This is a genomic window from Empedobacter stercoris (genome assembly GCF_025244765.1).
Lineage (GTDB): Bacteria > Bacteroidota > Bacteroidia > Flavobacteriales > Weeksellaceae > Empedobacter > Empedobacter stercoris.
In genome coordinates this window covers 509300-525877 of the sequence record NZ_CP104209.1, presented here as the reverse complement: position 1 = coordinate 525877, position 16578 = coordinate 509300, and the positions used below count along the sequence as shown (strand labels likewise).

Here is a 16578-nt window from a genome sequence, read left to right as displayed (position 1 = left end):
ATGAAAAAGTACAGAATTTTAAATATTACTTTAATCGCAGCTGGATTGTTTGCTGTTCAATCTTGTTTCGTAGCAAAAGACTATAACCGTCCTGAAGCTGTTGTAAATGAAGCAAACTTCAGAACAGATGTTATTGCAAAAGACAGTGCAAATGTTGCAACTGTTTCTTGGAAACAAATTTTTACAGATTCGCAATTACAAGCTTTGATTAATCAAGGTTTACAAAATAATTTAGACATACGTTCGGCTCTGCAAAATATTGCAGTAGCTGAGGCGTATGCCAAACAAGGTAAAGCGGGTTATTTACCAACTTTATCTGTTGGACCAAAATACTCTTTTACAGAAAGTTCTAAAAATACACCATTTGGTGCAATGATGACGGACAGAAGTCAAAATCAATACGAGCTTTCAGGTAATTTAAGTTGGGAAGCAGATATTTGGGGTAAAATCAGAAGTAATCAACGTGCATCTGCTGCAACTTATTTGCAAACTATAGAAGCACACAAAGCGGTTAAAACTCAAATTGTAGCATCTATTGCGAATGCTTATTATAATTTATTAGCATTAGATGAGCAAAAAAGAATTTTAGACAAAACGTTGATCAACCGCGAACAAAGTTTAGAAACAACAAAAGCTTTAAAAGAAGCTGGTAGTGTAACAGAAGTTGCTGTTAATCAAACAGAAGCTCAGTTGTATAGCGTGAAATCTATGTTGGTTGATGTTGAAAACGGAATTAAATTAAACGAAAATGTGATGAGTATTTTGTTAGGAACAAATCCTCAATCAATTAATCGTACAAATTTAGCTTCTCAACAAGTTAACCAAACTTTATCAGTTGGTGTGCCAGCGCAATTGTTAGAAAATCGTCCTGATATCAAAGCTGCAGAGTTTGGATTGATGAATGCTTTTGAGAATGTAAATATAGCAAACGCAAGTTTTTATCCTTCTTTAACTATATCAGCAACAGGTGGTGTACAAGGAATTGATATTGATAAATTATTTAATGCGCAATCATTATTTGCATCTGTTATTGGAGGCTTAACGCAACCACTTTTACAACAACGTAGATTACGTACACAAAAAGAAGTAGCTTTAGCGAATCAAGAAAATGCTTTAATTAATTATAAAAGTAAAATCTTGAACGCAAGTAAAGAGGTTTCTGATGCATTGTATACGTATGATGCGGCGACTAAGAAAGTTGAATATAAACAGAAAGAATATCAATTATATAATCAAGCAATTACCTATTCTGAAGAATTGTTAAACTACGGTATGGCAAATTATTTAGAAGTAATTACTGCAAGAGACAATGGATTGAATGCAGAGTTGAATGTAGTTGATGCGAAGTTAACGTCTTTATCATCAATGGTCGAGTTGTATCGTGCTGTTGGAGGTGGATGGCAATAAACTTATCTATCTAATCATAAAAAAACCACTTCAATCGAAGTGGTTTTTTTGTACATTATTTTTTTATTCTGTTTTTAATATCGAATCAAAAAATTCTTGTGAATCGTTATCAAAAGTTGGTTTTTGTAATAATAATTGAGAGATTTTTACAATCTTATCAAAATCTTGTTGTGTAAAGTATTCGCCAAAATGTTCGTTACAAAAATCACCTATATTTCCTAAAACAACATTTACTTCTCCTTCGCTTAACTCTCCTTTTTGTTTCCAACGTTCACGAAACAAACTTGCAGCTAAATAAGAAGAAATATCAATCAAATCATCTATTGAGATATTAGATCCATTACGCAATTTAGCCATAATCATGGTGTCCATATCACGATAAATCACTTCTCGTATTGTCAATTCTTTATTTTCCATTGTATATATTCTTTCACAAAATTAAATATTAAAATTTGGATCCACTTGGAATTTCATCACTTCTTTTGTTTTAGGATGTGTAAATTCTAATGTCTCGGCATGAAGATGCAATCGATTTGCTTTTTTTCCGTACAAATCATCCCCAATAATTGGAGCGTTTAGTCCTAAAATGTGCGAGGCATGCATGCGTAATTGATGTGTTCGTCCTGTAATTGGATAAAAATAAATCAACGTTTTGTTCGCTTTTCTTTCGATAACTTCATATTTCGTTTGTGCAGTTTTTCCATTTTCATAGCACACCATTTGACGTGGTCTATCATCCAGATCTACACGTAACGGTAAATCTAAATATCCAGAAGGATGCTCAACAATTCCATCTAAAAGTGCAATATATCGTTTCGTAACTTTACGTTTTATGAATTGTTGTTGTAAGTGTTTATGACTTTCTTTATTTAATGCTAACACCAAAATACCAGAAGTAGACATATCCAAACGATGTACAATTATCGGTCCTGTTGCATGTGGAAATTGTTGTTGAATTCTTATATAAACAGAATCTTTGATTTCTATTCCAGGAACAGAAAGAAATTCTTCAGGCTTATTAATGACAGCTATATCTTTGTCTTGGTACAAAATTTCTAATTCTTTAACAGTAGTATTTTGTTTTAATAATAAATTTTCGTTCAAATCAATTCCTGTTAACATATGTCCCAAAATAGGTTCGCATTTACCCGTGCAAGCAGGATAAAATTTACCATGTTTTCTCACTTCAGATTTAGGCGAATCTCCCCACCAAAATTCAGCCATACAAATTGGATCTAAATTATTTTGAAATGCATATTGCAATAATTTCGGTGCAGCGCATTCACCAGCCGCAGCAGGAGGTTGTTGAAAAACAGATGTAGAAAAGATATCCAATAAACTTTTTTCTTGCTTAAACTTATTCAAGAACTGATATTGGTTAAATAATTGATTTTGAAGCGAATTAGATTTTAATTTTCGTTCTTCTTTTAATGCGTTTATTTCCTCTTCAAATGTTTTAATTTGATTTGAAAATTGATTTCGTTCAAGTTCAATTTGTTCGTTTAGAACTCTAAATTCATATTTATCGCGCAAACTTTGTTTGATTAAATCATCTTCAAAAAGTTGTATTTCATCTTGAGATAAAGTTGAAGAAATATTTTCGCGTTGTTTTTTACGATCTTTTTTATTTGATTTTAAAAGTTGTTTTCCTTCATTAATTCTTGCTGTTGCATTCAATTCAAATTCATGAAAATCATTTTTCAATTGAAGAAATTTTTCATTTGATTCTAACTTTTCTAAAATTCGATTTATCTCATTTAAGCGTTCTTCTTGTTCCAAGAAAAATCCATTTTTGTTTAACATATCAAAAACTGGTGGAACGAAAAGTTTATGTTGATTGGTATTGGCTAATTTTCCTGAAACAGCAGCTATATAACCAATTTCATCTTTACTATTTCGAACAACCAAAACACCAAACATTTTACCAATTGGAGTAGAAGAGTGGTTTTTTTCTTTTTCTAAACCAAAATTATGTTCAAAATCGGTTTGGTTTTCTAAATAGTCTTGAACTTCTTGACATGCTAATTTCGCAATTTCAGTAGGTTCATAATAAAATGGATAATCAAACTTAGTGGGTAGTTCGTAAGTTGAGATTGGTTGCTTAAAATATTGAAAGTAGTTGGACATTTTATTTTTTGAAATCCTTGCAAAGGTACATGATAAGCAATAAATTTTGAAATGATATTTATAAATCATAAAAGAGCTTGATTTTCAAGCTCTTTTATTTAATCATCTATGGTATCTTTTTGAATAACTTTTGTGTTGTTAGGGACTTTTCCGTACAAAAAGTCGAGGTAAATTTTGCTGTATGAATTAAATAATTGAAGTAATTTAAAATAATTAACATCATTCAATTCTATTTTAGATTCAGTATTTGTCAGTGCGTTATCTATGAAATCTCTGATTTTAAATTTCGGAATTTTTAAATCATTTATAAAATAATCTTCGCCAAAATAATTTTTTATTTTTGTGATTTTATCATATTTACTTTCGTAATCTATCAATGCTTTTCGTTGTTTAGCTTTTCCTGTAAACACATCGTACAAACGACCAATATCCAAACGAGTTAGTGAAATATCACCATCTAATAGACCCGCTCTTAAAGCAGAAGTATCCTTTATTGGCTTGATGTCTGGATTTACACCAAGACTTTTGTAAAGGTTTGTAACTACATCTTGTTTTTTTCCATTTTTGACATCTTTTTCAAGAATTCCAGTTAGTTTTTGACCGATAAAAGCAGTGTTTAATTGAATGGTTTGCACCGCCAAATGCACAACAATAGTGGGTTTACTAAATAGATTAGGTTTTAAAATAATCAATCGATTTTCATACCAATCAGATTGTATTTTCAAGGTGTCATTTACTTGTGCTTGAATAAGGAAAGTGCCTGTGAAATTCGAAATCGTAGTATGGTTTGTACGCAAATTCGTTACATAAATTCCTTCGGCAGTATCATCAGAATCATCGATAATAATATTTCCTTGTATCCACTTTTCTTGTGCAAAAATGAACTGTGAAAACAATAAAATTAGAATGGTAAATAGTGATTTCAATTGTTTAGTATTATTACGTTTAATTATTTGCACGAATATAAGTCTAAAAAATATAGCGATTAACGTGTTAACATTTATTGGCGAAACTTTAATATGGTATTGTGAATATTTAGTTTTTAGATTGATTTAATTCAGTCAAATATTCTTTTGCATAAGATTCTAAATCAATCATAATTGTTCCGAATTGTCTGCTCAAAACTTTGTCTTGAAGTGGATAACGTGCGTTAACATAATATAAAAATTCTTCAATTTTGTAAGAAGGTATATTCAATTGATTGGTGTAGAATTCAGTTGGATAATAGTTTTTAACCTCTTGAATAAGAGATAGTTTTGTTTCGTAATTACGAACACGACGTTGTTCGCGGTAAAAACCATTCATATGACCAATTAATCGAACAGGATTTAAAACATCCATCGGTTTGAATTTTGCAATATCTCTTTTAGGTTCTAAATCTCTTAATCGTTGATCAAGCCCCATTTTATCATACATATCTGTTTTATTGTCTTTGTGATATTTAGGTTGCAAAGGTCCTTTACCGATAGTTGCACCTGATAATTCGATAATTTCAATATCCAAATGAGCTTGTAAAAATCCTTTGTCGTAGATATTTTGATTCACAACGAAATTTCTTGGAACTAAAAAATCAGCTTCAAACAAAATCGTATCACCCACATTTGCTTGTATTGAATAATAACCTGAAGAACTTGTATAAGTTTTACTTTCAGATGTTATATTTTCGACACGAGCTCCAGAAATAGGAGAGATATATTCGTTACCTTCATCAACCACGACCGAACCAGTAATCAGTTTGCTTTGTGCAAAATTGATCAAAGGCAAAGTGATAAGAAGATATGTAAACCAATAGCGCATTTTAGTTTTAACCTTTTATTTTTTGTTTCATTTTAGACCAACGATAATTTCGAATAAATTTTTCTTGTTCACGATTGACCATTTTTTTTGTTCCATTAGATTTTGCTTCAAAAAAACCTTTCATATAATAGAGAATATACGATGGTTTCTTTTTACGCAACGCCAATTTTGTGCCAGCAATTGTGGTAATCCAAAAACCATAACCTAAAGCATAATAAGCTGCTCCTTGTTTGTAAAGTGCTGATTTATTATAACTTGCACCAGTAGGTTTTAGATGTTTTATATGTAATGATTCGTCTGTCACAACTTTCCAACCATAATATTTACACAATAACTCATCTACAGTGTCCCAACCCATATGGGCACGTAAACCTCCAATTTTTTCATAACATTTTTTTCGATAAGCTTTAAATGCACCGCGAATATGGTCCTTATCGGTTAGATTTTCTAAAACCCATTCTCCATTTTTTTCGATGTACGCAAAACCACCTGCCATAGCAACTTCTTCATCTTGATTGAAATGGTGTAAAATTGTTTCGAAATAATGATTTGGAATATCTAAATCTGCATCCAATTTAACAATAATATCGTAATTCGGATCAATTTGTTCATAACCTTTTAGAAATGCTTGAATGACTTTACTGCCTGGTTGATGTTCTCCTTTCGAAAGAATATTTCTTAACTTTATAAAAGGATACTTGGCTGTAAATTCTTCTACAATTTGTTGTGTTTTATCGGTTGAATGATCATTCACAACAATTACTTCATACGGTAAAATTGTTTGATTAACGATAGATTGTAATGTTATTGCAATAAAATCTTCTTCGTTATGTGCAGGTATAACAATTGAGTAGTTAGAAAGTAAAGTCTTTTTTTCGTTCTGCGTAAATAGCATAATATCTTGGTGTAATTCTTCTTAATAAGGGTCTAATTCCCAGTTTATTTGATGGATGTGTCCATTTGTGACGATGAATAACTGTCCATCCAGCTTTTTCCATTAACATATCAAATTGCCAATCTTCAAATTCATGGTAATGTACATCTCTTGGGTCATTTTGACTACGATAAGCAGATGAAAACCATAAACGCATTGGGATAGATGCTAATAGTTTATCACCAGGTAAGTTTCTTAAAACTTCCATCGGATTAACTAAATGCTCTAAAATTTCTAAAGCTGTGACAAAGTTAGCATCATAATTTTGCAAATCTTTATAATAATAATCTAAATCATCACCATTTGTATTTTTTACATCAAAACCATTTTCAAGCATTACTTCAGAAAAAGGATTTTTAATTCCTAAATCTAAGATTTTGTCAGTAGGTGCAGCAAACTGTTTCAGTAAAGCTAATGTCTCGTTATATCTTTTTTGCGGATAAACCTTATACATTGTGTTAGTTGTTTTCGGATGATAAATGTAATCATCTATTTTAATATTGTTCGTTTCTATTTTAAAATATTTTATTGCAAATTTGCCAAATGAAAATGATCGGATATTATCGATTACGAAATAAAAACAAAATAGAAGGTTATGCGAAAGAAATGAATGGAGTAACCTATTTTAAGGGATACAATGAATTTACTTGGCATGAAACATCTTTACCCTTTGATACAATTGATATCGGAATAGATGTGTTGGATAAACGGAATCGACGATTATTTACAAATGATATTGTGTTGTATAAAGTTTCTTGTAAACCTTTTTTACGTTCGGGTTTTGTTGCATACGAACCCAATAAAAGAGAGTTTGGAATTATAGATCAACAGAGTTTTCACTTTACCCCATTTTATATTGATAATTTATGCCTATTCGACAAGGATAAATTAGAAGTAATTTCACATTTGTTTACAAAAAAAGAAGTTAGTAAAGGTTTGTAAATGGTTTTTGGAACGTTTTTAGATAGTTAAAAGATAAAAACCATCTAAAAATCACAAATTATGGGAAATCTTGTTTATACAATTGCTATCATCCTACTTATTCTTTGGGCAATTGGTTATTTCGGATTTGGAGAAGCAGTAGGAAGTTTTATCCATATTCTATTGGTATTAGCCGTTATTGCAATCTTGTATCGATTGATAACAGGTCGAAAACCTTAAATTTTCTCCCGCAAGGGAGAAAATTTACTATATATTATGTTGTCAATTAGTTGATAATTATATTTTTATGATATTTATTCTCTTATTTTTTTGATAAACTAACTTCGCTTAATTTTACAAAAAAAATAGGTTTGTCTTACCCTTCCCAAGTTCAATTATCCAATAAATCAATTTATGTTATAGCATTAATTGTAAGTGTTATAGCCGTAATAGCGCTAGTTATATTAAGTTTTTTAATCAACAATGAAAGTCAAAAAAGTAATGACGATTTTGTAATTAAAGGATTTCATCGGAAATATGAAGCGATTGAATTCGAGTTTAAGAATATCGAAGAATACCAAGAGGTATTAAAAAGGGTGGTTCAAAAAACAAATGATTCAAATGTTGCAGATCATTTTTCTGTTCTGAATGAATTAAACTCGAATCGAAAATTAATTCGTTACGATTGGTTTGTAAATACTGCAGCAAAAGACGAAAAATTAATAAATTATCAACATCTTTCGAAAATTCTTAATCAACCAGATCTTGATACATATGAATTAATCGATCATTCTAAAAATCAATTTATAGATAATTTTTTGATTGATTATAAAGATACTTTGTATTGGGTAAATTATGATTCACTTCAATTGCAAAATGGTGCAAATATGTATTATGGAACTACAATTAATTTGTATGATTTATATAACTTCTTTACCAATGTCGATGTTACTTCTTCTAATTATATGTATGTTTTTAACAAAGATGGAATTTGTTTGACGCATCCAAATGAAGCTTTTATTGGGAAAAATATTTTTGAATTTACAGATATTCTTCCAATAGATACAATAACAAGTACATTAGATACTGATTTTCCACAAGATAAATATACTCTTAATGATGCAACATCTGAGTTTATAAAGAATACTACAATTAAGCGATTTATAAAACCTTTGCACACCAAGAATTTTGATGGATATATTGTTGTGAATCATCTTAAATACATAATTGATGAGAAAGTCGAGAAAACTAAATTTTATATCAGTTTTATATTTTTAGGAACTGTTTTTTTAATTGTAATTATCTTTCTGTTGTTCAATAAAATAACGTCAAAGGCTTATCGTGAAAAAGCGGCTGTTATTGAAGAAAAAAATAGGTTGTTAATCGAAAACGAAAAGATTAAAAATATCAATACCTTTACGCAATTACAACAATTAAAGAATCAGATCAACCCTCATTTTCTCTTTAATTCACTGAACTCACTTTATATGTTAATCGGAATTAACAAAGAGAATGCAAAGAAATTCACGATGAATCTTTCTAAAATCTACCGTTATTTAATCGTTCCGCCAAAGGAAAATATTGTAGCAGTAAAGAAAGAATTAGATTTTATTGCGCAGTATATGGATTTACATAAAAGTAGATTTTCGGAAGAATTGATTTTCGATTTGCAACTTGAAGATGCAAAAAGTTTAGAGAAAAATATTCCGTATTTGGCCTTACAAATTGCTGTAGAGAATGCAATAAAACACAATATTGCGACAATAGATCAGCCTTTGACCATAACTATTTTAGTGAAATCAGATTTAATACTTGTTAAAAATACTTTTCAGAAAAAATCAAAAGTTTTAGAGAATGAAAAGTTTGGATTAAATTATTTACAAAAAATCTATCATTTTTATCAAGTTGATAATTTTTCGACTAAAGTAGAAAACAATGAATTTATTTGTTTTTTACCTTATATCACACCAAAATAACCACTCACTCCAAAAAAACAACCACTCACTCCAAAAAACTATTATGATCAAAAAACTGCGATTAAGTTTATGCCATAATTAATGATAATTTAACGTTTGAATGAGTCAGAATAAGGAAAGAAAGAATTATAAATTAGCGCTATATCTAAGTTTGGCAATGTCTTCAGCTGTTGTTTACGGACAAAAAAAAGAGGATACAAAAACGGATAAAGAAAAAATAGAGAAAAAGGATTCGACTATAACGAAAGTTAAAAAAATCGATGAATTAATAAAGAAAGGAACCTATAAGAAAGGATTATTCAATACGATTCAAGTTAAGACTGACATCTATTTTGAAATTCCAGATAGTTTATTTGGTCGTCAATTTTTAGTCGTCAATAAATTGTCTCAAGTTCCGATGGAAGTAAACGAAGCGGGCTTGAACAAAGGAATGAATTATGAAAATAAGGTAATTTCTTTTTATCATGATAAAGTAGCAAAAAAAGTCTGGGTAAAAACGTTAGTTCCACAAGTTTCTTCTCCTAAAAATGATGCCATTACAGCTTCTGTAAAAGATAATTTTTCAGAATCTATTATAGAGGTTTTTGATATTGAAGCTCAAAATAACGATTCGACAGCTGTTGCAATTAAAGTAAATAAAATTTTTGATGGAAATCAAAAAAGTTTTAATGATGTATTAACGAACATAGGTTTAGGTGGTTCGGTAAAGGCAAATCTATCATATGTGGAAAATGTGAAAACGTTTCCAGAAAACATTGTGGTTAAATCTCAATTAACAACAAGTGTGAATGAAGGGGGGGTAGATTTAGCCGTTACCTTAGGTGTGACGAGTAATATTGTTTTGCTTTCAACAACTCCCATGCAACCCAGGTTAGCTGATAATCGTGTAGGCTATTTCACAGAAAAACACTGGTTTTTTAATGATGCTCAACACAAAATGGAAGATCAACGCTTTATTACAAAATGGCGTTTGGAACCAAAAGATGAGGACAGAGAAAAGTACTTGAAAGGCGAATTAGTTGAACCTAAGAAACCCATCATTTATTACATCGATCCATCAACACCAAAACAATGGCGCCAAAAAATTATTGCAGGTGTACACGATTGGCAAGTTGCTTTTGAGCAAGCAGGTTTCAAAAATGCAATTATTGCAAAAGAACCTACTGCAGATGACAAAGATTTTGATATTGATGATGTTCGTTATTCAGTAATTACGTATGCAGCTTCACCAAAATCAAATGCAATGGGTCCTTCAGTGGTTGATCCGCGTAGTGGAGAAATTTTAGAGGCTGATATTATTTGGTGGCACAATGTAATGACTTCTTTGCATGATTGGATGCGTATTCAAACTGGTCCAATTGATCCAAAAGCAAGAGGAAATAAATTTAGTGACGAACACATGGGAGAAGCAATTCGTTTTGTGTCTTCTCATGAAGTAGGGCATACATTTGGTCTGAAACATAATATGGGTTCTTCATTTTCTTATCCAGTAGAGTCTTTACGATCGAAAGAGTTTACAGATAAAATGGGTGGAACTGCACCATCTATTATGGATTATGCGCGTTATAATTATGTAGCACAACCAGAAGACGGCGTTACTGCGATTACACCAAAAATTGGATTGTATGATAAATACGCAATCGAATGGGGATATCGTTGGTTCCCAAATCAAGAAACTGAAAAAGTAGCTCTTCGTAAAATGATTGAAAAACATGAAGACGATCCCATGTATTTTTATGGTGAACAACAAAGCTATTTAAGTACTATAGATCCACGTTCTCAGTCAGAAGATTTAGGTAATGATGCTGTTTTGGCAAGTGAATATGGTATGAAAAATCTAAAACGTGTTTCAGAAAATATTTTGAAATGGACGTATGAAGATGGAAAAAGTTATATCAATACAGGAAAATTATATTACCAAACTATCGGACAATGGGATTTATATTCAAATCATGTTTTAGCAAATGTTGGTGGAATTTATCTGAACAATACTTATTTCGGAATTGATAAAAAAGCATACGAGCCAGTTTCAGCAGCTATGCAACGTAAAGCGGTGAATTATCTAAACGAAAACGTGATTAACTTACCAAAGTGGTTATTCTTCAATGATATTTTAGAGAAAACATATGCCATCAAAAATTCGCCAATGGGACCTTACGAGCAAACGCCGTATACATTAGCAAGAGAAATGCAATATGGATTGATTTATAATTTATTTACAGATGATCGTTTATTGCGTATGTTAGAAAATGAATTGAATCACCAAGAACTAAAATCAAACGAAAAAATATATACCGTTGAAAACTTATTTGATCAAGTAAGAAGTGCAGCTTTTGATAAAAAATCAAGCTTAACGATTCTTGAAAGAATGACTCAAAAAAATTATGTTGATGCATTGATTGTTTCAACAAACAAATTATTTGAGAAAACAACTGTAGTAGGACTTACAATTGACCAAAACCTACAAGTACCAACTATCTGTAATTATTTAGACGAAGAAAAAATGGCACGTAATATCAACTATTCTTCTATGAAAAGAGTGTCGGAAGTGACGACTTATAAAAGAGCAGAATTACAACGCGTGTTAGCTTTGTTAAACAAGAAAAAGAATAATGGAGATGCGTCTACAAAAGCGCATTATGCTGATTTAATCATCCGTATTAAAGAGGCTTTAAAGTAAGATATAGACATGAAAAAGACACTCATTCTTTTGCCACTTTTTGCGGCAAGTATTGCATTTTCTCAAGAAAAGAGAGTGATTACAGGTTCGGTTCAAGACGAAAAATCGTTGGTTGGAATCGCTGGTGCGTCTGTTAAAATTGAAGCGCAATCAATTTCAACTAAAACAGATCAAAAAGGAATTATAGAAAGTGTAACAGTTGGGACTGTTACAGATGAAGAAGGTTTCTTTTCATTAGAAGTTCCTGCAAATACTAAATCTGTTTTAATTAGTTATTTAGGTTATGATTCTAAATTAATTGAACTTTCAACAGATTTAACGACGTATCATGTTAGTTTAAAATTAACTTCTGGTGAATTTATTTCTGAGAATAATGACCTGAAAGAAGTTGTCGTAACAGGGTACCAAAAAATCGAAAAACGTAAGTTAACATCAGCTATATCAACTGTAAAAATGGATGATATACAACAAGCTGGTGTAGCAAGTGTTGATCAATTATTAAGTGGACAAATAGCTGGTGTAGCAGTAGCTACAGAAACTGGTTCACCTGGATCTCCAAGTAAAATTAGAATTCGTGGAACAGCTTCTCTTTCAGGTCCTCAAGATCCGTTATGGGTGATTGATGGTTTGCCATTAGAAGGAAATGATGTGCCAAATTTTAGTGATAAAGATAATATTGATCAATTACAAAACTTTTCTATCGCTGGATTAAATCCAAACGATATCGAAGATATTACCATTCTTAAAGATGCTGCTGCAACAGCTATTTACGGTGCAAGAGCTGCAAATGGAGTTATTTCGATTACTACAAAACGCGGGAAAAAAGGTGCTATGACGGTTAATTTCTCTGCGAATACATTTGTAACTGCTCGTCCAGATTTTGATCGTTTAAATTTATTAAATGCATCTCAAAAAGTTGATCTAGAATTAATGCTTGCTGGTCGAGACGATTTAACGTATCGAACAGACAAAGGTGAAGTGATGCGTATTTTACAAAAGAATGGTCAACTTGGTGCTTTACGCAATGGTGGTTTTAGTTCTTTAGATCTTACGACTCAAAATCAGATTAATTCTTTACGAAATAACACAACAGATTGGGGGAAATTATTGTATCGCAATGCAATTAATACACAATATGGTTTAAGCGTTTCTGGAGGAAATGATCGTTCTGATTATTACTTTTCATTAGGTTATTACGATGAGCAAGGAACAACGATCGGAACAGGTTTTGAGCGTTACAATCTTACCTTAAAAAATAATTATAAACTAAACGATAAACTAGATGTAGGGATATCTATTTTTGCGACATCAAGTGATAAAGAATCTTTTGTAACTGATGCAGATGCATCGATAAATCCGATTAATTATTCGCGTAATGCGAATCCATATTTATCTCCATTTAATGCAGATGGTTCGTATCGTTATGACAACGATATTGATGGATTTGAAGATCGTTCGGTACCATTTAACTTTATCGAAGAGAGGGAGAATACAAATTATACGTTAAGAAATCGTTCGATTAAAGGGATTATAGATCTTAATTATCAATTAGCAAAAGGTTTAAAATTAACATCTCAATTCGGAATTCAGTACGATAGTAACAAAACAGAAAAATACGCCGAACAAGAAACTTATTTTACACGTAAAATGAAAGAAGGAACGCGTTATTATAAATCTGGTGAGTATTTATATTTTTTACCTGATGGAGGAGTTAAACAAAATTGGGATAACGAATTTTTTCAATATAACTGGAAACTTCAAGGTACATATAATACCACAATTAACAATCGTCATGAAATAGACTTGATGGCTGGTACTGAAATTCGTCACACTCAAAATGACACGACTTTAACACGTGCTTTTGGGTACAACAAAACGACGAAAAGTGGAACGCCAATTGTTTTCCCAAATTCAAGTTTTGCGGCTGAAAAACGTTACGAAACGTACAGAGAAATGCCGACTGAAGAAAATGCATATGTTTCAGCATTTGCAACCGCTTCGTACACTTTAGACCGAAAATATACACTTTTTGGAAGTGTTCGTTATGATGGTACGAATTTATTTGGTGTGAACAAAAAATACAAATATTTACCAATTTGGGCAGTTTCTGCTTCTTGGTTAGTTTCAAAAGAATCGTTTATGGAGAATATAGATTTTATTTCGAATCTACGTTTACGTGCTTCTTACGGTTTACAAGGGAATATCGATCGTAATACGTCGCCGTTTTTTATTGGTGATTATAACGATGCAACAATTTTACCAGGTGAAAAAGAAGATATTATCAATGCGATTAATTTACCAAATGATTTGTTACGTTGGGAAAAAACAACCAATACAAATGTTGGGTTAGATTTAGGTCTTTTCAAAAATCGTATCAACCTTGCTGTTGATGTTTACAACCGTAAAGGAACAGATATGATTAGTATGCGCGAAACGCCTTTAGAAACAGGTTTTGAGTACACAATGGTGAATTGGGGAGAGTTAACAAACAAAGGTTTTGAAATTGCTTTAACAACTCGCAACATTGATAAGAAAAACTTCAAATGGTCGACAACGATTAATTTTGCCCATAATAAAAGTAAAGTTCTGAAGGAACAACAACGCGAAAATAGTTTACTTCCATCGCGTGAAGGTTTACCTGTAAATGCAATTTTTGCTTTAAAAACAGCTGGATTTGACGAATATGGAAATCCAATGTTCTGGAAAGGTGATGAAAAAGTTTCAGCAAAAGATTTCTTTGCTTTATACGATTTATATGCAGACTTTTTACCAGGAGAAATTGTTGATTCAAAATTAACAAGCGAAGAAAAACGTAATTTGTTTACATACATCGGAGATCGCGATCCTAAATTTACTGGAGGGATTATCAATAATTTCAAAATTCACAATTTTGATTTGACAGTTTCAGCCGCTTTCAATTTAAAACAAACGGTGATGAGATCACCTTCTTATCGTGGAATGGAATTGGATCCAGGTCGTAATTATACGCAAGATATTTTCGAGGCAGGTTCTACACTTCCAGGAATTACAAGTCCTATTATGGGCGATAATGATGCTTGGATGGCGAACAAATGGTTTGCAGGAAACAATGCAAACGCCTATAATTTATTAGACATTTGGGCAAAAGAAATTAGTTATTTAAGAATTAGTAGTATACGTGTTGGTTATACTTTACCAAAGAAATACGCTGAAGTTGTAGGTTTCAAAAATGCTCGTTTTAGCTTAGAAGGTCGTAATTTATTTGTATTTAGTAATGGTTACAAAGGTTATTTCGATCCAGAAACTTACGGAAATATTTATGCACAACCAATTGCAAAATCTGTAACTGTAGGTGTTAATGTTTCGTTCTAAATTTTAAAATCAAATGAAAAAAATATTTTTATTATTAAGCATAGTTGCAGTTAGCTTTACAGCAGTTAGTTGCGATAACTATTTGGATATCGAACCAGATGGGAAAGTAATTCCAAAAACGGTAGAAGATTATCGTATGGTGTTAACGAATGCCTACTCAAAATATCCTACGCATAAATCGTTGACAGCTTTGCGTACGGATGAGGTTACATTGAACGAATATTCAAATGACTTTATTTCGTATCGTGAGATTGCGCAATGGAAGGATACAAATCCAGATCAAATTTCAATCCAGTTCCCTTGGGTTAGCTTTTATACAGTGATTTTTTATGCCAATCAAATCATTAATGAAGGACCAAAAACAATGGAAGATTCAGCTGAAAAAGATCAATTACTAGCAGAAGCTTATGCGTTACGTGCTTACGCTTATTTTGATTTGGTTAATTTATACGGTAAACCTTATAATGCAGCTACAGCATCTACAGATAAAGGCGTTCCTTTAAATTTGAAAGTTGATTTAGAAGCAACGCTTAAGCCGTCATCTGTTCAAGAAGTTTACAATCACATTCAGTCTGATTTAGCCCAAGCAACTAAGTTGATGAAAATGGATTCGCAATTAGCAGGATTAAATTATAGATTTTCGAATGCAGCTTTAAATGCTTTAGAAGCAAGAATCGCTTTGTATAAAAATGAATGGCAAAAAGCAATTGATTTTTCTGATGCAACACTAAAAATGAAAGGTGAGTTAGTTGATTTGAACACAACAAAACAAGTTCCTAATCATTATACATCTGTCGAATCTATTTTGGCTTTAGATAATACTTTACACAATGCTGTTCAGTATATGTCGTATGCATCGCCAGAATTATTAAGTAGTTATGATACAGAAAATGATTTACGCTTCTCGCTATATTTTGAGAAAAATGGTTCAAAATATAAAATTATCAAAGGAGGAAATTTAGAATTTAAAACATCTTTTCGTGTAGCTGAATTATATTTTATCAAAGCTGAATCATTTTTGAAATTAAATAATTTAGATCAAGCAAAAGCAACATTGTTTTCAGTTTTACAAAATCGTTATACCTCAACTGGTTTTGCAAAATTACAAACCGAGATTTCGACAATGAATTCTACAGAATTGATGAAGTTTATTTTAGATGAACGATTCAGAGAATTTGCCTTAGAAGGTCAACGTTGGTACGATTTACGTCGTGCAGATCAAAAACAAATTATACATCATATTTCGGATAAAGAATATATTCTACAGCAAAATGATGTTCGTTATACAATAGAAATTCCACAGGCAGCTAAGCTCAATAATCCTCATTTATAACATTTTTAAAACCGTCTTTATTCTAATTTAGACGGTTTTTTTATACTTTTGC

Annotated in this window: 13 protein-coding genes; 7 read left to right on the top strand and 6 right to left on the bottom strand. The window is 31.3% G+C overall.

Translation table 11 applies throughout. From position 1 onward, the window contains the following. Positions 1–1407, top strand: a complete 1407-nt coding sequence (locus NZD85_RS02420; RefSeq protein ID WP_171622070.1) for an efflux transporter outer membrane subunit — start codon at positions 1–3, stop codon at positions 1405–1407. A gap of 63 nt (positions 1408–1470) precedes the next feature. On the opposite strand, the gene NZD85_RS02415 is transcribed toward NZD85_RS02420, so the two are convergent. The 6 genes from NZD85_RS02415 to NZD85_RS02390 form a co-directional block, all read right to left on the bottom strand. Further along, positions 1471–1824 (bottom strand): hypothetical protein, encoded by a 354-nt coding sequence (locus NZD85_RS02415; RefSeq protein ID WP_171622071.1) that lies wholly within the window; start codon positions 1822–1824, stop codon positions 1471–1473. 21 nt (positions 1825–1845) lie between these two features. Next, positions 1846–3534, bottom strand: a complete 1689-nt coding sequence (locus NZD85_RS02410; RefSeq protein WP_260543195.1) for an RluA family pseudouridine synthase — start codon at positions 3532–3534, stop codon at positions 1846–1848. Between the two features lie 98 nt (positions 3535–3632). Continuing rightward, a complete protein-coding gene (locus NZD85_RS02405) occupies positions 3633–4493 on the bottom strand; it encodes a hypothetical protein (RefSeq protein ID WP_260543193.1) in 861 nt (286 codons plus the stop codon). A 76-nt stretch (positions 4494–4569) separates the two neighbouring features. Further along, on the bottom strand, positions 4570–5331 hold the full coding sequence (locus NZD85_RS02400; RefSeq protein ID WP_260543191.1) for a hypothetical protein: 762 nt from the start codon (positions 5329–5331) through the stop codon (positions 4570–4572). Positions 5332–5338: 7 nt separating this feature from the next. After that, positions 5339–6226, bottom strand: a complete 888-nt coding sequence (locus NZD85_RS02395) for a glycosyltransferase (protein ID WP_260543189.1) — start codon at positions 6224–6226, stop codon at positions 5339–5341. Further along, positions 6186–6719, bottom strand: coding sequence for a class I SAM-dependent methyltransferase (locus tag NZD85_RS02390; RefSeq protein WP_260543187.1), 534 nt, complete (start codon positions 6717–6719; stop codon positions 6186–6188). Before NZD85_RS02390 ends, NZD85_RS02395 begins: the two co-directional genes overlap by 41 nt. Positions 6720–6808: 89 nt before the next feature. Between NZD85_RS02390 and NZD85_RS02385 the strand changes: the two genes are divergently transcribed. The 6 genes from NZD85_RS02385 (at position 6809) to NZD85_RS02360 (ending at position 16526) form a co-directional block, all read left to right on the top strand. After that, positions 6809–7207: a hypothetical protein gene (locus NZD85_RS02385; protein WP_260543185.1), complete on the top strand. Its 399-nt coding sequence runs from the start codon at positions 6809–6811 to the stop codon at positions 7205–7207. Positions 7208–7267: 60 nt separating this feature from the next. Then, positions 7268–7426 carry a lmo0937 family membrane protein gene (locus tag NZD85_RS02380; protein WP_171622077.1) on the top strand — a complete coding sequence of 53 codons (159 nt, stop codon included), beginning with the start codon at positions 7268–7270 and terminating at the stop codon, positions 7424–7426. A gap of 131 nt (positions 7427–7557) precedes the next feature. Continuing rightward, positions 7558–9162, top strand: coding sequence for a histidine kinase (locus NZD85_RS02375; RefSeq protein WP_260543183.1), 1605 nt, complete (start codon positions 7558–7560; stop codon positions 9160–9162). A 157-nt stretch (positions 9163–9319) separates the two neighbouring features. Further along, a complete protein-coding gene (locus NZD85_RS02370) occupies positions 9320–11842 on the top strand; it encodes a zinc-dependent metalloprotease (RefSeq protein WP_260544539.1) in 2523 nt (840 codons plus the stop codon). A gap of 9 nt (positions 11843–11851) precedes the next feature. Then, a complete protein-coding gene (locus tag NZD85_RS02365; protein WP_260543181.1) occupies positions 11852–15193 on the top strand; it encodes a SusC/RagA family TonB-linked outer membrane protein in 3342 nt (1113 codons plus the stop codon). A gap of 13 nt (positions 15194–15206) precedes the next feature. Then, positions 15207–16526 (top strand): RagB/SusD family nutrient uptake outer membrane protein, encoded by a 1320-nt coding sequence (locus tag NZD85_RS02360; RefSeq protein WP_260543179.1) that lies wholly within the window; start codon positions 15207–15209, stop codon positions 16524–16526. Positions 16527–16578 lie beyond the last annotated feature (52 nt).